Source organism: Streptomyces sp. GESEQ-35, assembly GCF_017948485.1.
In the GTDB taxonomy this organism is placed as follows: Bacteria; Actinomycetota; Actinomycetes; order Streptomycetales; family Streptomycetaceae; genus Streptomyces.
The window spans coordinates 40132-62111 of record NZ_JAFFSX010000015.1 but is presented as its reverse complement, the minus strand read 5'-3'; the positions used below and the strand labels follow the sequence as shown (position 1 = coordinate 62111).

The window sequence follows — 21980 nt, the reverse complement described above, 5'->3', positions numbered from 1 at the left end:
GCCGCTCCTGCTGCACCGGGGCGCCAACTCCGGTACATCGGACGGCCATGTGACTTGGCCGTCTCTTTGCAGGCAGCCCCCGCGTCAGCCGAAGAACACCGACGAGATGGTGTTGTCGAAACCGATGGCCGCCAGGTCGGCAATGTTGCCTTCGACGACCTTGGACTCGCCCTTGCAGTCCTTCTCCGACCAGATCTTCAGCGTGCCGGAAGCCTGGAGGGAGGAGGCGGAGTCGTCGCGGGCGGCGTTCTGGCAGCCGGAGCCGGCCAGGCCCTCGGAGGGGTCGCCGAAGTTCGGCTCGTCGGAGAGGGTGACGCTGGTGGCCGTACCGGCGGTCTCCTCGTCGGCGACCCCGGCCTTCTGCCCGTCCGGCGTCACGCCGAACCACGTCCCGCCCACACCCTGTCCGTTGGTGTCGCCGGGCTTGAGGTCCTTGCTGAAGCGGTAGACCGGCCAGCCGCCGACGGTCACCTGGAGGTTGCCGTCGTCGCGCTTGACCACGCCGACATCGGACTTGTCCACGCCATCGATGAAGATCTTGCCGCCCGGGGCGACGACGACGGGCGGCCAGGTGGTGGCGCAGTCGCCGTTGCAGTTCGACTTGGACGGGTCGGCGGTGTCGTTGTCGAAGCGGTAGAGGGTGAAGCCCGCGCCGTTGACGACGACCGGGTTCAGGTCGCCCGCCTGGGCCGCGCTCAGCTGCACCCACTTCTTGGCGGCCGGTGCCGCCGCGGGCTTACCGGGGCTGTTGGCCCAGTCGCCGGTCTTTGGGGCGGCCTCGTTCTGCTTCGCCGTGCCGCTGTTGAAGTTCAGGCTTTGCAGAGCGGAGCCCGCGGAGGCGGCGGCGTCGCTCGCCCCGGTGCCGTTGCAGGCGGTCAGCAGCAGGGACGCGGCGGCTGCGGTGGCGGCGATCGCGGCGATGCGGTTGCGGATCATTTCGGTCTCCCCGTTGTCTGGCGCGACCCGGACTCCCCGAGCCGCCGCCAGCAAGTACGAGCCCTGGTCAGAGCGTCCTCACCCGGTGACGTGCCTGAGACACGAACGCGACGACCTCAGGTCAATCGGTCAGAGAAGTGGACATTCGTCACCGGACGATCACCGCTCCCCACCCTTGCCTGACGGGGCGTCAGGCAAGACGATGGCTCCGACGGTTCCGATATGACGGTGTGTCAGATAAAGGAGGGTGCGTGTGTTCACCCAAGTCCCGCCGGAACGACGGCCGGCCATCGGGATGCAGCTCCCGGTCCAGTCCCAGAGCGCGATCTACGCCGAGGAGTGGGAGGCGGATGCCGGGGCCGGCGACCTCGTCGAGATCGCCCGCGCCGCCGACCGCGCCGGATTCGATTACGTCGCGAGCTGCGACCACGTCGCCATCCCGCGCCGTCTCGCGCCCGCGATGAGCACGGTCTGGTACGACCCCGTCGCCACCCTCGCCTTCCTCGCGGGCGTCACCGAACGCGTCCGGCTGCTCAGTCATGTGGCCGTCGTCGGACTCCGGCACCCGCTCCTCACCGCCAAGCAGTACGCGACCCTCGACCACCTCTCCGGCGGGCGGCTGATCCTCGGGGTCGGTGCGGGGCATGTGGAGGAGGAGTTCGAGGCGGTGGGGACGGACTTCCGGCACCGGGGCGCCGTACTCGACGAGTCGATCGATGCCCTTCGCGCCGCCCTCGGGCCGGATGAATTCCCCGTACACCACGGCAAGTTGTACGACTTCGAGGGGCTCGGGCAGCGTCCCCGTCCGGCGCAGGACAGCGTCCCCGTCTGGGTCGGCGGCTCCTCGCCCGCCGCGGTGCGCCGGGCCGCGCTGAAGGGGGACGGGTGGCTGCCGCAGGGCGACTCGCGGGAGCGGCTGCCCGCGCAGATCGCCCGGATCAGGGAGATGCGCGAGAAGGCCGCCCTCCAGGGGCCGTTCGTCTTCGGCGCCATCACCGAGCCGCTGTACGTCGGTGAGCCCACGTGGGACGTCGGGCGCCGGACGATCAGCGGTCCGCCCGAGGTTCTCGCCGAGTCGCTGCGGGCGTACGGCGCGATGGGCGTGGACCAGATCCAGGTGCGGTTCCGGAACCGGAGCCGCAGTGAACTCACCGACCAGATCGCGGCGTTCGGCGCCGAGGTGGGGCCGCTGCTGCGAGAGGCGTAGAGCGGCCTGTCTGACAGCTCGTCCGATTTTCCTTGAACCTTTGAACTTGTCCACGCCGAGTCGCGTATGTACGGACGTACGGACGTCATGGCTCCGGCGGAAGGACCCCTGAAGTGCGCTCCCTCCAACGACTCTTAGTCGCCCTGGCCTCTGCCGAGGAGGCCTGGCCGCACCAGGACTGGCCGGCCCCGGACGATCCGTTCGTCAGCGGTGTGCTGCGGATCTCCCCGCCCTACCGCGGGCTGCGGGAGACCACGGCGGACGTCGTCGTGCTGCACTGCGAGGATCCGTCGGAGTCCTTTCCGGAGCTGCTGGAGGCTCTCGGCACTCGGAGGGTTCCGATGCTCGTCGTCACCCCGCGCCAGGACATCGAAACGGTGGTCGACGTGTTCCGGAGCGGGGCCGGCTACCTCGTCGAGGCCGACTTCTGTCACCTCATGCTGTCCTCGGCGGTCATAGCGGCTGCCGTCGGGCACACCTACCTCTCCCCGTCCGCGTCCGCCGCCCTGCGGGAGGGCGCCCAGCGGATGGCCGCGACCGACGACGCGATGGAACGGCTGCGGGTACTGCTCTCGCCGCGCGAGCAGCAGATCATGGAGCTGCTGTCGACGGGCCTGGGCGCGGCGCAGATCGGGCAGCGGCTGAGGCTGAGCGAGAAGACCGTCCGCAACAACCTCAGCAACATCTACGCCAAGCTGGACGCCAGAAGCGGCACGGACGCGGTCCTGCGCTGGCTGGGGGCCACGCCCGTGCTTCACACCTGAGAACGTCCGGCGCTCCTTCTTGAAGGACTAGGGTGCCGGAATCTCCGACAGCGATATTTCCACGTCGCTGACGTTGGCACCACCCTCATCGAATCCGGGTTCCGCCCGGAGGCTGTTTCCCGAGTTCTGGATTCCGGAGGCCTCGGGAGTTCCGCATTTCACATTCCGCAGCCACAACCGCCCGTCGGGCGTTCCGTTCTTAAGGATCTGCGGATAGAAGACGTGCACGGTCGCGGCGCCCTCGCTCGGGGAGAAGAACACCGTCTGACCGTCCTGCGCCTCTTTGTACGTGGCCTTCAGGAATCCGCTCACGTCGGTGCGCTTGTGGGACCACATGAAGAAGCCGAGGCTGTCCGCCTGTACGGTGTCCGTCCGGGTGAATTCCAGGCCGGTCGCCGTGGTGTCACGCGAGATGTTGTATTCCGTGGTGCTGAACTTCGCGCCGATCTCGAAGAACGAGTTCCCCAGTTTCGAGTCCGCCGCGGCGCTGAATCCGTCCTCCAGCTCGATGATCCTGGTGACGCTCGTGCTCACGCTGAAGGACTTCGACGCGGTGCCGGTCGAACCGCAGTTGTCGGTCACCGCGGAAACGCGCTCGTTGGGTCCGAGGCTGTCCGCCTTGGCCTGGACGTCGACGAACTCGCAGTTCTCCAGTCTGTCGGAGTCCGCGGCGCAGTCGGCGGTCACCTCCGAGGGGGTGGCGGCGCCCGCCGAGTTCATCAGCGGAACGATCACCGCGAGCGCGGCCACGGGGGCCAGGGCCAGGGTGATGCGCTTTTTCTTGCTCCGGTGGCCTCTCGTACTGCCGGTCCGGCTCATGGGTGTCTCCTGTGGGGTGTACGGATGTTGAGCTGCGGCTTCGGTACGTTCGTGCGGGTCGGTCGGAGGCTCAGCAGTCCTCCAGGACCGCCTTGGAGGTGCCGTCCGCGATACCGGGAGCGCCCGCGGCGCCCGGCAGGATGACGGGTCCCTCGACGACCTCAGGGGCCACGAAGTTCTCCTCGGGGCTGGCAGGCAGGACGGTGGTCTGTTCGACGGCGTCGATGCGTACCCGCCATTCGCCGGTCATGCGCTGCAACTTCGGCGTGAACTCCATGTGGAGCACCTTGCCGACCGGCACCTCCCGCTGTTCCGTGTCGCCGGCTGTCGCCGAGTCCACGGTCATTTCCAGGGTTCCCTTGTGCTTGACCCAGGACCCGCTCAGGAATCCGAAGAGGCCGCCACCGCCGCCCTGTTGGGTGGAGGAGTACTTGCCCTCTCCCTGGCCGACCGTCGCCGACCAGGTGATGGAGACCTGGGCCGGATCGGTGGCGTTCGGCTCGCAGTTCGGGAAATCGATGGATGCCTTCTCGGTGGGGCCGTCGAAGGTCTCGAAATTCGTCTCGACGAAGTCACAGTTGTCGGCGAGGAAACTGTCGCCGAAGCTGCTGTCCAGTGACTGCTGTTCACCGTTTATCTTCTTGGACTGGTCGCACATCTGCATGATCTGGTCGGGCGTCTTCGCGTCAGCCGCGTTCGCCGACGGCAGCAGGGCGACGACCGCCCCGCCGGTGGCGAGTGCCGCTCCGATGGCGACGAACCGGATCTTCTTGTTCCTCATTCTCCTCTTGGCCATGACCAGGATTATGGAAGTCCCGCGGTCGGTAATGACAGAGTCAAATATCCCTACCCGTCGGTCACTTCATGTGTGTTTGCGCGATGCTCCGATGTATGGTCTGACGCTTCGTCAGATCCAGCGCTACGATGCTGACCTCCACCGATGCGAAGGGGTTGTTCCGCATGGGCAAGCTGGACGGACGCGTCGTCATCGTCACCGGCGCGGCACGGGGGCAGGGCGAGCAGGAAGCCCGCCTCTTCAGAGCGGAGGGGGCCGCGGTCGTCGTGGCCGACGTGCTCGACGACCAGGGCGAGGCCCTCGCCAAGGAGATCGGGGCGGCGTACGTCCACCTCGACGTGGGTGAGGAAGCCGACTGGCACTCCGCGGTCGGCGCCGCGAAGAGTGCGTACGGCCATGTCGACGGCCTGGTCAACAACGCCGGCATCCTGCGCTTCAACTCCCTTGTGGACACGCCCCTCGACGAGTTCATGCAGGTCGTCCGGGTGAACCAGGCCGGCTGCTTCCTCGGCATCAAGACCGTCGGGCCCGCCATCGCGTCGGCCGGCGGGGGCACGATCGTCAATACGGCCTCGTACACCGGGGTGACCGGGATGGCCGGAGTGGGGACGTACGCGGCGACCAAGCACGCCATCCTCGGCCTCACCCGCGTCGCCGCCCTGGAGCTGGCCCCGCAGGGCATACGCGTCAACGCCATGTGCCCCGGCGCCATCGACACCGCCATGTCCAACCCCGCCCAGCTCGACCCGGCGGCCGATGCCGAGCGGATGAGCCAGGCCCTCGACGAGCTCTACCGCAAGCTCGTGCCGCTGGGCCGGATCGGGCGGCCGGAGGAGGTCGCGCGGCTCGCGCTGTTCCTGACGTGCGAGGACTCGTCGTACATCACCGGGCAGCCGTTCGTCATCGACGGGGGCTGGCTGGCGGGCGTGAGCGTCATCTGACGTGTAGTCAGCTATTGACGGTGCCCGTGAGCGGTGCCACAGTCGGCGGCAAGTGAATCTGACGGGACGTCAGAAACGAACTGGGGACGGTGAACCTCCTTGGAATTCGGGCTCTTTGTACAGGGATATGTGGGCAAGCGCGCCGAGACGGACCCGCTGGCCGAGCACAAGGCGCTGATGGAGGAGACCGAGTACGTCATCCAGGCCGACAAGTCCGGCTTCAAGTACGCCTGGGCCTCCGAGCACCACTTCCTGGAGGAGTACTCGCACCTCTCCGCCAACGATGTGTTCCTGGGGTACCTGGCCCACGCGACGGACCGCATCCACCTCGGCTCCGGGATCTTCAACCCGCTCGCCCAGGTCAACCACCCCGTGAAGGTCGCCGAGAAGGTCGCCATGCTCGACCATCTCTCCCAGAACCGCTTCGAGTTCGGCAGCGGCCGGGGCGCCGGATCGCACGAGATCCTCGGCTTCCTCCCCGGCATCACCGACATGAACTACACGAAGGAGATCTGGGAGGAGACGATCGCCGAGTTCCCGAAGATGTGGATGCAGGACGAGTACGCCGGCTTCCAGGGCAAGCACTGGCAGCTGCCGCCGCGGAAGATCCTGCCGAAGCCATACGGGAAGTCGCACCCCGCGATGTGGTACGCCGCCGGGTCGCCGCCGTCGTACGCCATGGCGGCGCGCAAGGGGCTCGGTGTGCTCGGGTTCAGCATCCAGAAGGTCTCCGACATGGAGTGGGTGCTGGAGCAGTACAAGACGGCGATCGTGGACGCGGAACCCGTCGGGGATTTCGTGAACGACAACGTGATGGTGACGACGACGGCGATCTGCGCGCCCACGCACGCCGAGGCGATCGACATCGCCGTCCATGGTGGGCTGCACTATCTGCCGTCCCTGGTGTTCCGGTACCACGACACGTTTCCCCGGCCCGAGGGGTTCCCGGTGTGGCCGGAGACGCTTCCCGAGTACACCGCGGAGTTCGTCGAGGTCCTCATCGAGGAGGAGCTGCTGATCTGCGGGGATCCGGACGAGGTGCTCACGCAGTGCAAGCGGTGGGAGCAGGCGGGGGCGGATCAGTTGTCGTTCGGGCTGCCGGTCGGGATGCCGAAGGAGAAGACGTTGCAGACGATTCGGCTGATCGGGGAGCACGTGGTTCCGAAGATCGATACGGATCCTGTTCATCGGACGTCCCGGTTCCGGGCTGCCGCGTAATCGCCGTTGCGGGGTGCGGGTGTGTGGGGGCTGGTCGCGCAGTTCCCCGCGCCCCTTTGGGGCGCGTCACCCTCGCCGGAGTTGAGAAGGAGGCTCCATGCTCGATCACGTCATCAAAGGCGCGACCGTCGTCGATGGGACGGGCGCCCCTGCTTACACCGCCGACGTCGGCATCCGGGACGGCCGTATCGCCGCCGTCGGGACGATCACCGAAGAAGCCCGTAGCCGCGAGGACGCCACCGGGCTCGTTCTCGCCCCCGGGTTCGTCGACCCCCACACCCACTACGACGCCCAGCTGTTCTGGGACCCGTATGCCACCCCGTCCCTGAACCACGGGGTGACCACGGTCGCGGCCGGGAACTGTGGGTTCACGCTGGCGCCGCTCCACCCCGACCGGCCCGAGGACGCCGACTACACGCGGCGGATGATGTCCAAGGTCGAGGGCATGTCCTTGGTCGCGCTGGAGGAGGGGGCGCCTTGGAGTTGGAGTTCCTTCGGGGACTACCTCGATGCTCTCGAAGGACGTACCGCCGTCAACGCCGGTTTCATGGTGGGGCATTGTGCGCTGCGGCGCTACGTGATGGGGCCGGATGCGGTGGGCGGGCAGCCGACGGATGACCAACTCGCCGCCATGCTCAGGCTGTTCCACGACGCGATGGACGCCGGCGCCTGGGGTTTCTCCACGACCCAGTCGTCCACGCACTCCGACGGGGACGGACAGCCCGTCGCCTCCCGGCATGCGCACCCCGCCGAACTGCTGGCCCTCTCCCAGGCGGTCGGTGAGCACGAGGGCACGCAGATCGAGGCGATCGTCGCCGGCTGCCTGGACCAGTTCAGCGACGCGGAGATCGATCTCTTCGTGGAGATGAGCGCGGCGGCGGGACGGCCGTTGAACTGGAACGTCCTGACCATCGACTCCGCCGTCCCCGAGCGGGTGCCGAGGCAGCTCGGCGCGAGTGAACGGGCGCGGAAGGCGGGCGGCCGGGTGGTGGCCCTCACCATGCCGATCCTCACGCCGATGAACATGTCCCTCGGTACTTTCTGCGCGCTGAACCTCATCCCCGGGTGGGGGCCGGTGCTGGGGCTGCCCGTGCCGGAACGGATCGCACGGCTCCGCGACCCCGACGTCCGGGCCGAGCTGCTCCGGCGGGCGACCAGCAAGGAGGCGGGCGTCTTCCGGCGGCTGACGAACTTCGGGCGGTACGTCATCGGCGACACGTACAGCGAGGCGAACCGCGGGCTCGGCGGGCGGGTCGTGGAGGACATCGCGGCGGAACGCGGCCAGGAACCCTTCCAGTGCCTGGTGGAGATCTGCGCGGCCGACGACCTGCGTACGGTCCTGTGGCCCATGCCGAGCGACAACGACCCGGCGTCCTGGGCGCTGCGCGCCGAAGCCTGGCAGCACGAGGACGTGATGCTCGGCGGGTCGGACGCGGGGGCGCATCTGGACCGCATGTGCGGAGCGCCGTACACGACCCGCTTCATCGGGGACTGTCTGCGCGGCCGGAAGCTGGTCGGCCTGGAGCAGGCGGTGAAGATGCTGACCGACGACCCGGCGCGGCTGTTCGGGCTGCGGGAGCGGGGCCGGGTGGCGGAGGGCTTCCATGCGGACCTGGTCCTCTTCGACCCGGAACGGATCGACGCCGGCACGGCCACCCTGGTGCACGACCTGCCTGGTGACAGTCCGCGGCTGGACTCCAAGGCGCTCGGCATCCGGGCCGTCTGGGTCAACGGCGTCGCCGCGATCCGCGACGACGTGGTGACGGGGGCGGTGCCGGGGAAGGTGCTGCGGTCCGGGCGGGACACGAGCACGGTGAGCACCAAGTGACCGATGGGCAGAGGCTGTTCATCGGCGGTCGCTGGGTCGAGCCGGACGGCGGTCACTATGAAGTGATCGACCCGGCGACCGAGGAAACCGTCGGGTGGGCCCCAGAGGCCTCGCGGGATCAGGTGCACGCGGCCGCCGCCGCGGCCCGCGAGGCCTTCGGCCCGTGGTCGCGTACGACGCCGGAGGAGCGGGCAGCGGTGCTCGGCCGCGCCGCGGACGTCATCCGCGGCCGCCTGGAGCCGTACGCCCGCCTCGCCCAGGCGGAGACCGGCGCGACGACCGGGACGGCGTACGGCATGCAGGTCGGCGTGGGCGCGGCCCGTTTCCGGCGGTACGCGAAGGTCGAGCCGGCCGAGTGGGCGATCCCGCCGCAGGTCATCGAGGCGGGCCCGATGGGGCGGGCGGGTGTGATGGGAGCCCTTGCCGTACGCCAGCCCGTCGGCGTCGTCACCTGCATCACCTCCTACAACAATCCCTGGGCCAACCCGGCCGGAAAGATCGCCCCCGCGCTGGCCATGGGCAACACGGTCGTCGTGAAACCGGCCCCGCAGGACCCGCTGTCGGTGTTCCGGATGGCGGAGGCGCTGGAGGCGGCGGGGGCACCGGCGGGCGTGCTGAACGTGGTCTGCGGCCGGTCGGTTGACGTGGGCGAGGCCGCGGTCTCGTCCCCCGACGTCGACATGGTGAGCTTCACCGGCTCCACCGCCGTGGGACAACGCATCGCCGAGGTGTGCGGGCGCGACATGAAGCGCCAGCTGATGGAGCTGGGCGGGAAGGGCGCGGCGGTCGTCTTCGACGACGCGGACGTCGGTTCGGCGGTGGCGGGGATCGGGACCACCTTCTCCTTCTACAGCGGGCAGATCTGCACGGCACCGACGCGGGTGCTGGCGCAGCGCGGGGTGTACGACCGGCTGGTCGAGCAACTCGCGGTGTACGCGGGCCGATTGAAGGTGGGCGACCCGAGGGAGCCGGGAACGGTGGTCGGTCCGGTGATCTCGGCGGAACACCGGGAGCGGGTGGAGTCGTACGTAGAGCTGGGCCGGAAGGAGGGCGCGACGGTACTGACCGGCGGCGAACGCCCGCCCCACGACCAGGGCTTCTACGTCTCCCCGGCCCTCCTGGCCGACTGCACCTCTTCGATGCGCGTGACCCGGGAGGAGATCTTCGGCCCGGTGGTGTGCGTCATCCCCTTCGAGGAGGAGGAAGAGGGCATCGCTCTGGCCAACGACAGCGACTACGGCCTGATCGACTATGTCTGGTCCGGGGACGTGGCCCGCGCCTTCCGGGTGGCGCGACAACTGCGCGCCGGCGGGGTGGGTGTGAACACCGTCGGGCGGAACATGGAGGCCCCGTTCGGGGGGTTCAAGAAGAGCGGTGTCGGCCGGGACGTCGGCTCGTACGCGCTGCACGCGTACAGCGAGGTGCAGGCGATCGTGTGGCCGGGGTGAAGCGGGACGGTTGACCGGTCGGTCGCTGGTGCCGGCCGCCACCGCTGGGTCACAGTCGGCCCATGGAATTAATGGTGCAGGTCAAGGACGGCGAGGTCTGGGCCGAGGACACGGGGGGTGACGGACTGCCGGTCGTGTTGCTGCACCCGGGAATCGGGGACGCACGGATCTGGGATCCGGTGCTGCCGTTCCTGGGGAAGGGCCCTCGCGTCATCCGCTACGACGCCCGCGGCTTCGGCAGATCACCGAAGCCGACCGCCTCCTACACGCAGGCCGAGGATCTGCGGGTGGTGCTGGACCACTTCGACGTACGGCGGGCTGTCCTGGTCGGTTCGAGCATGGGCGGCGCAACGGCGATCAGCGGGGCGCTGAACGAGCCGGCGCGGGTGGCGGGACTGGTGCTGCTGTGTCCGGGCGTGACGGGCTACCCGGACCTGGAGGTGCCCGAAGTGACGGCGAAGATCGCCGAGTTGGCGACGGCCGGGGACATGGACGGCCTGGTCGCCCTGGCCCTCGACATCTGGGGCAGGTCGGGCACCGCCCCCGACACCCGGGCCGAGGCGGCGCTCCGGGCGGCGATCCCGGCCTGGTTCACGACCTACGCCCACCAGGTGGACGACCCGCCGGCCTTCCCACGCCTCGCCGAACTCTCCGTCCCGTGCACACTGGCCGTGGGCGACGACGACCAGCCCGAGGTCATCCGGTGCAACGAGGCCATCTCCGCCGCGATCCCCGACTGCACCCTCGTACGCCTCCCGGACTGCGACCACTTCCCGACGCTGCGGGCGCCGGAGACGGTGGCGAGGTTGGTGGGGGAGGCGCGGGGAGCGGTGGGCACGGTCGTCGGCCATGACTGATGACTGGCGGAGGGACCGGATCGGCAGCGCGCTCCGGGGCGGGAATCGATCGGCGCGGAACCGGACCTCCTGGCACCCTGACGTGCCCGGGTCGCCGACGCGCAGGTCACCGTTCCGGCCCCTCCGCATCCAGATCCACCCGCACCGTGAGCAGCGCCGCCCCCACCACCCGTACCGCCGCACTGTTCATCCGGGGCAGACTCCGCAGCCGGGCCACCGCATCGTCGTCGGGCAGGAGATGAGCGGTCCCGTCGTGCCAGCGGCCGCGGATCCGGACCCGCACCCTGGGGTTCGCCTTGATGTTGCGGACGTACTGCGACCGCTCCCCGAACTCCGAGACCAGCCAGAAGGAGTCGCCGACGCGGCGGCCGCCGACGGGGGTGCGGCGGGGGAGGCCGGAGGTGCGGCCCGTGGTTTCCAGGAGGGTGTGGGTCGGCAGGCTGCGCGTCAGGCGGTTGAGGTGGCGTTGGACGGCCGTGACGGCCCGGTATTTGCGTTCGGAGTGACGGGGCATTGTTTCCGGATCTCCTGGTCGCGTCGGTGACGGGACTCCATCATGTCTGTCAGGAGAAGGGCGGCAGGGTGGAGGGTGGTGATGGGGCCGTGCGCGTCGTGACCTGGAATCTGTGGTGGCGGTTCGGGCCTTGGGAGGAGCGGCAGAAGGCGATTCTCAGCGTGTTGCGTGAACTGCGCCCCGATGTCGTCGGGTTGCAGGAGGTCTGGTCGGCAGGCCCGGAGAACCTTGCCGAGTGGCTGGCCGGGGAGCTCGGTATGCACTGGGCGTGGGGTCCCTCGCCCGCGCCCGAACGCTGGCAGCGCAGGATCGGGGACGCGACGGTCGGGATCGGCAACGCCGTGCTCAGCCGGTGGCCGGTCGCCGACCGCGCGGTACTGCCGCTGCCGGCCCCCACGGACGTGGCCGACGGCCGCCTGGCCCTGTACGCCCGCCTGGCCACACCTTCCTACGACATCCCCTTCTTCACCACCCACCTCACCTCCGTCACCCACGCCTCGGCCGTCCGCTGCCGCCAGGTCAGGGCGCTGGCCGAGTTCGCAGCGGAGCGTCGCGGCGGCACACCCTTCCCGCCCGTCGTCACCGGCGACTTCAATGCCTGGCCCGACTCCGACGAGATCCGCCTCTTCGGCGGCCACCGCACCGCCCCCGCCGTCCCCGGCCAGGTCTTCTACGACGCCTGGGAGTACGCCGACCCGGCTGCCCCCGCCTTCACCTGGGACTCGGCGAACCCTTACGCCGCCGCCGGCCTGGGCCCGAGTGCCCGCATCGACTACGTCCACGTGGGGCCTCCCGGTCCCGGCGGACTCGGCCATGTGCGCGGTGTGCGGCGCGCGGGCGACGGGCCCGTGGACGGTGTCTGGCCCTCCGACCATGCGGCGGTCGTGGCGGACCTCAACGCCGGGTGACGTGCGGGGTGTTCCCTTCCTGACGCTCGTGCCGGCGGAACCGTTTCGCCGGGCGCCGTGTCCTCCTTCGCGGAGGGTGGTTCCACGCCGCGGAACCACCTGTGAAGGGGGCTGGCCATGGGGCAGGTACGCGAGGGGGCACGGTTAGGGGCTTGGGCCGTCGTCGGGGTCATCGGCCTGGCGGTGCTGTACGCGATCGGGGCGTTCGCCTTCGGCGGCGCGGGGTGGATCACCGCCCCGTTCCGTGGTGAGGCGGAGAGGCGCGAGAACACCGTCGGCTCGGGCGAGTTCCGTCAGTCCACCTACGAGGAGTTCTTCGATCTGTGCGAGGCCGTGCAGAACGCCGAAGGGACGATCCAGGTGCTCCAGGAAGAGCGGAAGGCCGCTTCGGAGACTCGCACGACGCAGATCGACCAGTCGATCACCGCGCTGAAGGCCACGCGGATCGAGTCGGTCAACGACTACAACTCGAAGGCCGCCCAGGAGCACCGCGCGCCCTTCCGTGACAAGGATCTGCCGTACCGGCTGGATGCCACCGCCGAGCGCACGACGTGCACCAACTGATCCCCATCTCATCCCGGGAAGAGGGCAGCACCGCATGAAGAAGTTCGTACGCATGGCCCTGGCCACCGTCGTCGCACTCGTCGTGGGCCTTGCCCTGACGTCATGCACCGACTCCAGCCAGGACAAGGAGAACAAGACCAAGCAGGACAACTACGACCACCTCGTGGCCCAGCAGCCGGCCGGCCGCATGGAGTACTCGCCGACCCGCGAAGCGATCAACCAGTGGATCAAGACGTGGGGGAAGCGGGGCAAACTCTCGTACGTCTACATCCAGAACGCCAACGGCAAGTACGGGTACTTCATCATGAAGGGCCTGCCGGTGCCGCGCTGCAAGATGCTCACTCCGACGGAGAAGGTGGAGTCGACCAACAACGGCGTCGCGGTTCTCTCACAGCCCGGCATGGACGGCACGTACACGTCGGGCTCCACCTGCAACGCCTACTACGGTTTCGACGCCACGACGGGCGCGTACATGGAGTTCACGGTCGGCACGAACCAGTCGTTCTTCCTGTTCGACAAGCCCATGACGATGCCGGAGTACGCCAGCGCCAAGCAGTTGGGGCCGACCTCGGTGAAGGACGTCGACTAGGACAGGCCCTAGCAGCCTTGAGCGGGCGGGGGCCGGTGAGTGACAGCGGTGCGTCGTCGCGTCTGCAACCAGGTGTCGACGACGGCCGCCAGCTCATCGCGGTCGGTGAAGACATGTCCGTGCATACCGGTGGCCTCCGCGGCGCGGACGTTCTCCTCGCGGTCGTCGACGAAGAGGAAGTCGGCCGGGGCGGCCCGCATGGCGACGACGCAGTGCTGGAAGGCCGCTGGGGCAGGCTTCGCCGCGTTGATCTTCCCGGAGAAGGCGACGTGGTCCAGATCGTGCAGCCAGGGCTGCGCGGCGAGGAAGGCGTCCGCGTGGTCCGAGGGGATGTTGGACAGCAGGGCGACCTCGGCGACATCGCGGAGGGACCGGGCGTAGGCGACCATCCGGTTGTCGACGCGTGACCAACTGTCGATATCGGTGAGGCGCAGTTCCTCGATCGTGTCGGCGTCGACGGGCAGGGACAGCCATCGCAGTACGGCGGTCCAGTACTCGGGCGCGGACTGCCGGCCGGCGTCGTAGGGCGGGCGGCAGGCCCAGTAGGCCGTGGTGAAGGCGTCGGTGGGTGCGTGGCAGCGGGCGGCCATCCTGCCCAGGGCGCCCGGGCGTTGGTGGCGGGCGATGACCCCGAAGAGGTCGAACAGCACGATGCTGCGGTCGGTGGGCATGGTGAGGGTTCCTCCGGGTTCTGGCGGCCGAGGGGAAGCCTGTGCGGCACGGAGTGAGCCGCGCCGCACAGGCGGTCAGAGGGTGCCGTGTGCCATCTCGCGCGTGCGGTCGGATCCGGTGCGCAGGATCCTGGCGGCCACGGCGGTGATCGCGCACAGCACGGTCAGCAGTACGAAGGTGTGGTTCAAGGGGACGAGGTGGGTCAGCCAGCCGATGACAGCGGGGCCGGCGAGCATGCCGACGTAGCCGAGCCCGGCGACGCGCGAGACGTTGGCCCCCGCCGCGGAGGGGTCGGCGTGCCCGGCCGCGCTGAACAACTGCGGGACGCAGCCGGACAGCCCCAGACCGAACAGCGCCCAGCCCGCGAACGCGGTCCAGACCCATGGGGAGAAGGCCACGATCGTGATGCCGACGGCGGCCGTGGCCGCGCCGTGGCGCAGGACCGCCATCGCCCCGAACCGGGCCACGAGGCGGTCGGCGAGCAGCCGGCCGATGGTCATGGTCGCTGCGAAGGTGCCGTACGCGAAGGCGGCGGTGCTCGCGGACGCACCGAAGATGTCCTTCAGGTGCAGGGCGCTCCAGTCGTTGGCGGCTCCCTCGCACAGCATGACCATGAGGGCCAGGGCGGCGAGGACCCAGATACGTCCGCCGGCGCTGCGTCGCTTGGTGGTCGGCGCTTGCCCGGCCTCCTCTACGGAGTCGGCGTCGGCGTCGGCGGCGGGTTCCTTCGGCAGCAGGGCGCGGGCCGACACCAGGGCGATCACGATGCCCAGGGCTCCCACCGCTGCCATGCCCGCGGCCGGACTCAGATCGGCGTTCGCCGTGGCCGCTGCGACGAGCGCGGCAAGGACGCCGCCGACCGAGAACGTGGCGTGGAAGGCGGACATGACGGGACGGCCGTACGCCTTCTCCACGTGCACGGCGTGGGCGTTCATGCTCACGTCCAGGCAGCCGTTGCAGAAACCGAAGGCCAGCAGGGCGCCTGCCAGCGTCCACGGGTCCCGGGGAAGGCCGGGCAGCACCAGGGCCGCGCTGCACAGCACTCCGGCGGCGGGAACGACAACGCGCGCTCCGAGACGGTCGGTCATCCGCCCGGCCACCTGCATGCCGATGAAAGCCCCCAGCCCCAGCAGCACCAGCAGTCCCCCGAGCGTCGCGTGGCTGATGCCGACGCGCTCCTCGACAGCTGGGATGTGCACCACCCAGGTGCCCATCGTGGTGCCGCAGAGGACGAAGTAGACGTAGGTCGCCACGCGTGCGGCTCGAAGCGAATGATCCATGTCAGCCACGCTAACGAACATGATGAGCGTTTGAAAACTGTCGTTTCGCACACATTGCATGTTCGTTTGGTGGGGTGTTCAATCACGGTATGAGCAACGCAGACCGGCACGGGATGATCGCGCAGGCCGTCAGGGAGTCGGGAAGGAGCACGGTCCAGGAACTCGCCCAACTGACCGGCGCCTCCGAAATGACCATCCGGCGCGACCTCGACGCACTGGCCGCGCAAGGCGTACTCGAACGTGTCCGCGGTGGAGCGCGCACCCTGCTGCTCAGGGGTGAGGAGCCGCCCTTCGCGCTGCGTGCGCACGAGGCCGTCGAGGCCAAGCGCCGCATCGCTGCCGAGGTGTCCTCGCTCGTCGCCGACGGCGAGACCGTTCTCCTCGACAGCGGCACCACCTGCCTGGAGATCGCCCATCTGCTGCGCCGTCGGCCGGTCACGGTGATGCCCCTGTCCCTGCAAGCCATCCAGGTATTCGGCGAGGGCCCGGGCCGCGCCACGCTGATGGTGCCCGGCGGGCAGCCCCGGGCCGCCGAGGGTGCCCTCACCGGCCCGCTCACCCTCGCGTCCCTGGCGGCACTGCGCTTCGACACCGCGATCATGGGCTGCTGCGGTCTGAGCGCTGCCGAGGGCCTGACCGCCTACGACCTCGACGACGCGGCCGTGAAGAAGGCCGGCATCGCCTCCGCCCGCCGCATCGTCGTCGCAGCCGACGGCAGCAAACTCGGCCACACCGCCTACGCCCACGTCGGCCCGTCCACACTCCTGCACACCCTCGTCACCGACACCACGGCATCCCCCGACGAAGTCACCGCCCTCGAAGCCACCGGCACCGTCGTCAAGGCCGCCTGACAAGACCGTGCGTGGTCCGCAGGTGCTGGAATGAGGCGTCCCGTCTTGACAGCCCCTCCGTCCACCACGTCACCCTGATGAAGTGACCGCACCAGCAAGGCGGACCCTCCTCCTGGCCGCCGCAGCGGCTGGACTCGGGCTCGTCGGCTGCACCTCGGACGAGGGCGGCAAGCAGCCCGAGGCCTCGCCCGGCGCGCGTTCAAGGAGTCCCGCCCCGTCGCCGTCTCCCACCCCCACCCGGTCCCCGCTCCCCTCCGCCTCCCCCTGGCCCCTCGTCCGCACCGAGGTCGAGCCCCAGGCCAAGCGGTCCGCCGTGCGGCTGCTCGAAGCCCTCGGTACCTGGCCGGCGGGGCAGGACGGAACCGGGGCCGCCAGGCAGCGGGCGGAAGCCCAAGGGGTGTCCGCCGCGGCCGCGCCCGGCCTTGTCGCCCAGGCCCGCCCCCTCCTCGACGCCGGTACCGAGGCCACCGCCCGGATCATCGCCGCGCAGTACGGCGGGCTGCTGGCCACCCGGGCCAGTGTTCTCGTCGCCGTACGCCAGTGGGGCCGCGGGGCGGACGGAGGTGTCGAGGCGGGCGGGGCCACCGTCGACGTACGGCTGAATCGGTTGCCCGGAGGGTGGGTGGTCGGCGAGTTGTACCCCTCCCGTCCCGCGCCGCCGCTCGCCCGGCCGGGCACGCTCATCGAGCAGGTCGTCAGCCACGACCGCATCCATCTCCCGCCCGCCGCCGAAGCCGACGTACGGGCCGGGCAGCTACGGCCCAAGCCACTGCGGGCGTTGCTCGCGCTCGCGGAGACGTACGAGATCGATGTGAGCGTCGTGCACACCGGGCATCCGCGGAACGTCTTCGGGACGAACCGGCTCAGCGATCACACGCGGATGCGTGCCTTCGACGTGTGGGCGGTCGACGGACGGGCGGTGATCGATCCCGAGACTCCCGACTCGCTCGTCGACGGGTTCATGCGGGCCGCGGCGCGGGCCGGCGCGTACAACATCGGCGGGCCACGGCTGCTCGGGGGCGGGGGGTTCTTCTCCGATCGCGTCCATCGGGATCATCTGCACATCGCCTTCGACAGCGACACCTAGGCCGTTGCTCATCACTGCCGAAATTCCCTAGCGGGAACGCCTGCGCCGCCGCAGCGGTGCCGTTACCCACATCGTCAGTCCGAACAGGGAAAGGAACAACGCCCCTCCGATGACGGTAGGGACGGCCGCGATGAGGCCAAAGCCCAGCAGCAGCTCCGCCCACGTAGGTTCCTCTCCCATCGTGCTCCCACCCTGCGCCATGGACGTCACGACGCCAGGAGGGATCGATCGGTTCCACTACGCGCTCGCCCCCCACACATCCGCCAGGATCTCGCGCGCCTCCCCGCTCCCGGCCCCCAGGAAATACGGCACATGGTCGTCTCCGATCCGCACCGGCAGCAGCCTCGCCGCCATCGCCCGCGCGCCCCAGAACACCAACTCCAGCACCACGCCCTGCCGTACCTGGCGTGAGAAGTCCATGTCGAAGACGAAGTTGCCGAGGGAGTGCGCGACGAGCCGGTCCCGGTAGAGCTCCATGCCCTGGACCCAGTGCGGATGTGAGGCGATCACCGCGTCCGCGCCCGCGTCGACGAGCCGCCGGGCGACGGTGTGCTGTTCCTCCACCGGGCGGTGCGTGTACTGCTGCCCCCAGTGCGGGCAGACGACCACCACGTCCACCTGCCCCCGCACCTCCCGAACCGACGCCTCCAGCGCCGCCATGTCGGACGCGTTCAGCGGGCCCGTCCGCGGTGGCATCCGTACCTGCACCGCACCCGGCGTCGTCCGTCCCGCCGCCGGTGTCTCGCCGATCGCGTTGAAGGCGAGGATCCCGAAGCGCACGCCCCGCGCCCGTACGATCGCCGGTTCCCGCGCCGCCGCCAGGTTCTCGCCCGCTCCGGTCGTCGCGAAACCCGCCTCGCGCACCGCCCGTACGGTCCGGCGCAGCGCCTCCGGACCGAAGTCGCCGAGGTGGTTGTTGGCCAGTGTGAGGACGTCGAAGCCCGCCCCGCGCAGGGCCCCGAGCACGGCAGGGTCGGCGGCGAAGGAGTCGCCGCCCTGGGTGGGCGGCCCGGCGCGGGACAGGGTGCACTCCAGGTTCCCGACGGTCAGATCGGCCGCCGCCAGCCGACCCGCCGTCCGCCGGAACGGCAACCCGGGATCCCCGGCCCGCGCGATCCCCTCACCGACCCGCCTGCCGAGCATGATGTCGCCGGCCCAGAGAGTGGTGACGACCGTGTCCGGTCCCTTGTCCGAGGCGACGGTCACCGGATAGCTGCCGGGCTCCGTCACCGGGTCCCGGCCGTCGACCGGTAGCGCGGCCACGCCCGGGTCCAGCGCGTCCGCCCGTACGAGGGCGATGGCGTCCGGGTCGTCTCGTACGGCCATGACCGCGTCCCGGTCGGACCCCGATGCCCCGCGTACGACCCGTGCGCGCCCGCCTGTCCCGCCCAGCTGCTCCCAGGTCACCCGCCCGCCGTCCTGTACGTCCGTCAGCAGCCCCCGGTCGGCGGCCAGTCCGAGCGCCCGGGTGGGATGCACCGCGAGGACGAGTGGCAGCCGCGTCGGCATACGACTCGTACGGGCGGGGCTGGGACTGGGGCTCGGGCTCGGTGACGAACGGGAAGCGCACCCGGCCAGAACGGTCGCCGCGGCCGTCAGTGCCAGGGCCTCCCGCCGGGACCGGGCCCTGGCCGGGTCTCGGGAGGACATACCGCGATTCTTCGGTACCCGCGACGGCCCGTGAAGGGGGCGGTTCACGTCACATGGGAAGCTTGGAAACGGTGCCTGCTGCGCTTCAGGAAGGTTGCTCACACGGGGCGCTGCTGGTTCTCGATGTAGTGGCGTACGACGGTCAGTGGTGCTCCGCCGCAGCTTCCCGCGAAGTAGGAGCCGGACCAGAAGCGCCCGCCCCACAGAGTCGTCAGGCGCGCTCGCCGCGTCAAGCCCGCCACCGCGAGGTAGGCAGGAATCTCCCACCTTCAGGCGGGAGAGCACTTCAATGCCTGACCTCACGCTCGGTGTTCGTGTGCGGATGCCGACCGTGTTCCGGCGCCGGTCGTTGCGGACGGATCGCTACCGCCGCCCCAGAAAAATGGGATTACTGAACGCCGCCAACGCCCCCGGCAAAAGCCCGATCACCGTCTCGTGCCTCAGCTCCGCACGGACATACGTCGCATACGACGCCGTCGTCCGCCACTCCACACTCCCCACTCCCGACACCGGCAACGGCGCACTCGTGAACAGCACGCCCTGATCGGTGACGAGTCGGACCGTGCAGCGCGGAGCACCGGTGACGTCCACGCGGACGGTCACCGGGCTGTCGCGGTCGACCTCCAACCGCTCGCCGATGCCCGCGTGTTCACCCCGCCCGCCCGACGCGGTGAAGGCCAGCGACACGTGCTGGGACTCGGCGACGTACGACCGCCCCGCCCGGATGCCCGCCTGGATGGACTCCCGGCTCAGGTCGTCGGCCAGCACGACCGTCTGGGGGAGGCCCACGACGTCCGGGTCCCGATGGGCGTCACTGTTGCCCATGGCCGGGATCCAGTCCCGGCCCTCGGAGCGCACCGACGCCACGAGCATGCCGTCCCAGTCCGCCAGCGCGACCTCGTCGTCTGGCGTCCACGGCCCGTTCCACACCTCGACCGCGTCCGCCTCGCCGAACCCGAACTTCCAGTTGCAGCCGATGCAGGTGGCGTGCGGGTGGGCGGGGACGACGAGTCCGCCGGCGCGGCGGATCTGGCGGGCGAACCGGCCGAAACGGTTGTCGCGGGCGCGGTACCGCCAGTCGACGAAAGTGCCGGGGTCCGTGCCGAGCGCGACCAGGTGGCCGTTCCTGGTCGTGACCTCCTCGCCGAGCATGATCAGCAGGTCGTCCCCGGCCTCCTCGGCCCAATGGGCGTGTGCCGAATGCGTGTTGTGCTCGGAGGTGTTGATGAAGTCCAGCCCCGCGGCCCGCGCGAGCGCCGCGATCTCGGCGGGGGTGCGGCGGCCGTCGGAGTACCAGGAGTGGAGGTGGCAGTCGCCCCGGTACCAGGCGCGGCCCCGTCCCTTCGCGCGCGACGGCGGGTACGTCGGCTCGACGACGGCGCCCGGTGCGCCGTAGGTCAGCGTGATCGTGATCTCGTACGGCAGACCCTGCGGCGCCACCGTGTACGGGCCGAGCGCGATGTGCCAGGTGCCGGGGCGGACCGGCCCGGGGATGTATCCGGGCGTGGCGTCGTCCGCGCGGAGGAAGAACTCCGTGCGCGCCCCGCCCGACCAGCCCCGGAAGCCGCGGCCGCCCAGCTCCGTGCCGCGTTCGTCGAAGATGCCGATGTCAAGGGCGTTGCCTTGGGTGCCGGCCGGGACGGAGGGCTTGTCGTAGGTGTACGCGACCTTGATCTCCCGTACACCGGACGGGACTTCGAGCGGCAGATACACGAAGTCGGGCGATCCGGTCGGCAGGGTGCCGCGCACCGTCTTCGTCTCCTGGTTCCGGCCGCCCTCGGCCGAGGCGAAGCTCACGCTTCCCAACCTAGGGCCTGTCCGCCGGATCAGGCCGCAGACGCGGGGTCTGGCACGCACATCTGCCGCGTTGTCGTCACTCGCCATGGCTCCGCCATGACTCCCTCCTCCGCCTTGCAGCTGCACGCACCAGACCCCGCTCACCGGCGTTGAGCCGTCACCGCCACTTTCCTGCGACCTGATCCGCCGGACAGGCCCTGAGCGCGGTGGCCGCTCCCGTCACGAAGAGCGCGCGTCTGCCGATGCCCTGGTCGTCTTCGCACATGGGCGGAACTCTGGCCCTCTGACGTGAACTGCCGTACAAGGAAAGGGGATCCACAGGCATCCGGTGCGGGGACCGGGATAGATGCCGACTGGTCGGTATGGACATCCGAAGCTCGCCACGGTACAGATGGGCCATGCGCCTCTCCGTCACGATCTTTCTCACCGACGAGACGATCACCCCGACCCGGCTCGCCCGAGAGCTGGAGCAGCGGGGCTTCGCCGGGCTGTATCTGCCCGAGCACACGCACATCCCCGTCGAGCGCGTGACGCCGTACCCCGTGGGCGGGGATCTGCCGCCCGAGTACGGCCGTACGCTCGACCCCTTCGTCGCGCTGGGCCAGGCCGCCGCCGTGACGGACCGACTGGGCCTGGGCACCGGCATCACCCTCGTGGCCCAGCACGACCCGATCGACCTGGCGAAGCAGATCGCGACGCTCGACCATCTGTCGGGCGGCCGGTTCACGCTGGGGCTCGGCTTCGGCTGGAACGTGGAGGAGGCCGCCGACCACGGGGTGGAGTGGCGGACGCGTCGCGAGCTGGTCCGGGACCGGATGGCGCTGATGCGGGCGCTGTGGACGGAGGAACCGACCGCGTACGAGGGCGAGTTCGGGAGCGTGCGGCCCAGTTTCGCGTACCCCAAGCCCGCGCAGAAGCCGCGCGGCCCGGTCGTCGGCCCGCGCACGCTGGTCGGCGGGGCGGCCGGTCCGAAGCTGTTCACGCACATCTGCGAGTACGCCGACGGATGGCTGCCGATCGGCGGGCGGGGCCTGTCGGAGTCGATGCCGGTGCTGCGGGCCGCCTGGGCGGAGGCGGGCCGTGACCCGGCGGCGCTCCAGGTCGTGCCGTACGCCGTCTATCCGACCCCGGGCAAGCTGGCGCACTATGCCGACCTTGGCATCGAGGAGGTCGTGGTGCAGTTGCCTCCGGCGGGGGAGGCGGAGGTGTTGAAGGTGCTGGACGAGTACGCGGTGTACATGTGAGTGGGTTGTG

General features: G+C 70.0%; 21 protein-coding genes and 1 pseudogene. 13 read left to right on the top strand and 9 right to left on the bottom strand.

Features of this window, described 5'->3' with window-relative positions:
• Positions 1-84 precede the first annotated feature (84 nt).
• Positions 85-936: a hypothetical protein gene (locus tag KCH87_RS27120; protein WP_210588885.1), complete on the bottom strand. Its 852-nt coding sequence runs from the start codon at positions 934-936 to the stop codon at positions 85-87.
• Positions 937-1231: 295 nt separating this feature from the next.
• Between KCH87_RS27120 and KCH87_RS27115 the strand changes: the two genes are divergently transcribed.
• Together KCH87_RS27115 and KCH87_RS27110 are read left to right on the top strand one after the other, a co-directional pair.
• Complete coding sequence (locus KCH87_RS27115) at positions 1232-2143, top strand: LLM class F420-dependent oxidoreductase (RefSeq protein WP_210589020.1); 912 nt, start codon at positions 1232-1234, stop codon at positions 2141-2143.
• Positions 2144-2256: 113 nt separating this feature from the next.
• Positions 2257-2907, top strand: coding sequence for a response regulator transcription factor (locus KCH87_RS27110; protein ID WP_210588884.1), 651 nt, complete (start codon positions 2257-2259; stop codon positions 2905-2907).
• A 27-nt stretch (positions 2908-2934) separates the two neighbouring features.
• On the opposite strand, the gene KCH87_RS27105 is transcribed toward KCH87_RS27110, so the two are convergent.
• The gene (locus KCH87_RS27105) at positions 2935-3726 is read right to left on the bottom strand and encodes a hypothetical protein (protein WP_210588883.1); all 792 of its coding nucleotides are present in this window, start codon (positions 3724-3726) and stop codon (positions 2935-2937) included.
• A 70-nt stretch (positions 3727-3796) separates the two neighbouring features.
• A complete protein-coding gene (locus KCH87_RS27100; protein ID WP_210588882.1) occupies positions 3797-4522 on the bottom strand; it encodes a hypothetical protein in 726 nt (241 codons plus the stop codon).
• Between the two features lie 164 nt (positions 4523-4686).
• Between KCH87_RS27100 and KCH87_RS27095 the strand changes: the two genes are divergently transcribed.
• The 5 genes from KCH87_RS27095 to KCH87_RS27075 all read left to right on the top strand — a co-directional run bounded on the left by KCH87_RS27095 (position 4687) and on the right by KCH87_RS27075 (position 10814).
• Positions 4687-5463: an SDR family NAD(P)-dependent oxidoreductase gene (locus KCH87_RS27095; protein WP_210589019.1), complete on the top strand. Its 777-nt coding sequence runs from the start codon at positions 4687-4689 to the stop codon at positions 5461-5463.
• 99 nt (positions 5464-5562) lie between these two features.
• The gene (locus tag KCH87_RS27090) at positions 5563-6681 is read left to right on the top strand and encodes an LLM class flavin-dependent oxidoreductase (RefSeq protein ID WP_210588881.1); all 1119 of its coding nucleotides are present in this window, start codon (positions 5563-5565) and stop codon (positions 6679-6681) included.
• A 97-nt stretch (positions 6682-6778) separates the two neighbouring features.
• Complete coding sequence (locus KCH87_RS27085) at positions 6779-8509, top strand: amidohydrolase family protein (protein ID WP_210588880.1); 1731 nt, start codon at positions 6779-6781, stop codon at positions 8507-8509.
• A complete protein-coding gene (locus KCH87_RS27080) occupies positions 8506-9957 on the top strand; it encodes an aldehyde dehydrogenase family protein (RefSeq protein WP_210588879.1) in 1452 nt (483 codons plus the stop codon). The genes KCH87_RS27085 and KCH87_RS27080 overlap by 4 nt, the downstream gene beginning before the upstream one ends.
• Before the next feature lie 62 nt (positions 9958-10019).
• Positions 10020-10814: an alpha/beta fold hydrolase gene (locus tag KCH87_RS27075; RefSeq protein ID WP_210588878.1), complete on the top strand. Its 795-nt coding sequence runs from the start codon at positions 10020-10022 to the stop codon at positions 10812-10814.
• A 106-nt stretch (positions 10815-10920) separates the two neighbouring features.
• On the opposite strand, the gene KCH87_RS27070 is transcribed toward KCH87_RS27075, so the two are convergent.
• Positions 10921-11328 (bottom strand): nitroreductase/quinone reductase family protein, encoded by a 408-nt coding sequence (locus tag KCH87_RS27070; RefSeq protein WP_210588877.1) that lies wholly within the window; start codon positions 11326-11328, stop codon positions 10921-10923.
• A gap of 89 nt (positions 11329-11417) precedes the next feature.
• Between KCH87_RS27070 and KCH87_RS27065 the strand changes: the two genes are divergently transcribed.
• From KCH87_RS27065 to KCH87_RS27055, 3 genes are all read left to right on the top strand, one after another.
• On the top strand, positions 11418-12236 hold the full coding sequence (locus KCH87_RS27065) for an endonuclease/exonuclease/phosphatase family protein (RefSeq protein WP_210588876.1): 819 nt from the start codon (positions 11418-11420) through the stop codon (positions 12234-12236).
• A 117-nt stretch (positions 12237-12353) separates the two neighbouring features.
• Positions 12354-12800, top strand: a complete 447-nt coding sequence (locus KCH87_RS27060) for a hypothetical protein (protein WP_210588875.1) — start codon at positions 12354-12356, stop codon at positions 12798-12800.
• A gap of 34 nt (positions 12801-12834) precedes the next feature.
• Positions 12835-13389, top strand: coding sequence for a hypothetical protein (locus tag KCH87_RS27055; protein WP_210588874.1), 555 nt, complete (start codon positions 12835-12837; stop codon positions 13387-13389).
• 8 nt (positions 13390-13397) lie between these two features.
• On the opposite strand, the gene KCH87_RS27050 is transcribed toward KCH87_RS27055, so the two are convergent.
• Complete coding sequence (locus KCH87_RS27050; RefSeq protein WP_210588873.1) at positions 13398-14060, bottom strand: HAD family phosphatase; 663 nt, start codon at positions 14058-14060, stop codon at positions 13398-13400.
• A gap of 75 nt (positions 14061-14135) precedes the next feature.
• Positions 14136-15341 carry an MFS transporter gene (locus tag KCH87_RS27045; RefSeq protein WP_247196893.1) on the bottom strand — a complete coding sequence of 402 codons (1206 nt, stop codon included), beginning with the start codon at positions 15339-15341 and terminating at the stop codon, positions 14136-14138.
• Between the two features lie 89 nt (positions 15342-15430).
• Here KCH87_RS27045 and KCH87_RS27040 point away from each other — a divergent pair, with 89 nt between their 5' ends.
• Complete coding sequence (locus tag KCH87_RS27040) at positions 15431-16192, top strand: DeoR/GlpR family DNA-binding transcription regulator (protein WP_210588871.1); 762 nt, start codon at positions 15431-15433, stop codon at positions 16190-16192.
• 82 nt (positions 16193-16274) lie between these two features.
• Positions 16275-17279, top strand: coding sequence for a hypothetical protein (locus KCH87_RS27035; RefSeq protein ID WP_210588870.1), 1005 nt, complete (start codon positions 16275-16277; stop codon positions 17277-17279).
• A gap of 237 nt (positions 17280-17516) precedes the next feature.
• Here KCH87_RS27035 and KCH87_RS27030 read toward each other — a convergent pair whose 3' ends face one another.
• The 3 genes and pseudogenes from KCH87_RS27030 to KCH87_RS27020 all read right to left on the bottom strand — a co-directional run bounded on the left by KCH87_RS27030 (position 17517) and on the right by KCH87_RS27020 (position 20813).
• Positions 17517-18929, bottom strand: coding sequence for a CapA family protein (locus KCH87_RS27030; protein WP_210588869.1), 1413 nt, complete (start codon positions 18927-18929; stop codon positions 17517-17519).
• Between the two features lie 98 nt (positions 18930-19027).
• A pseudogene (locus KCH87_RS27025) lies at positions 19028-19132 on the bottom strand (transposase); the annotation flags it as partial.
• Positions 19133-19292: 160 nt separating this feature from the next.
• The gene (locus KCH87_RS27020; RefSeq protein ID WP_210588868.1) at positions 19293-20813 is read right to left on the bottom strand and encodes a CehA/McbA family metallohydrolase; all 1521 of its coding nucleotides are present in this window, start codon (positions 20811-20813) and stop codon (positions 19293-19295) included.
• 311 nt (positions 20814-21124) lie between these two features.
• Here KCH87_RS27020 and KCH87_RS27015 point away from each other — a divergent pair, with 311 nt between their 5' ends.
• Entirely contained in the window at positions 21125-21970 is an 846-nt protein-coding gene (locus tag KCH87_RS27015; protein ID WP_210588867.1) for an LLM class F420-dependent oxidoreductase, read from the top strand.
• Positions 21971-21980 lie beyond the last annotated feature (10 nt).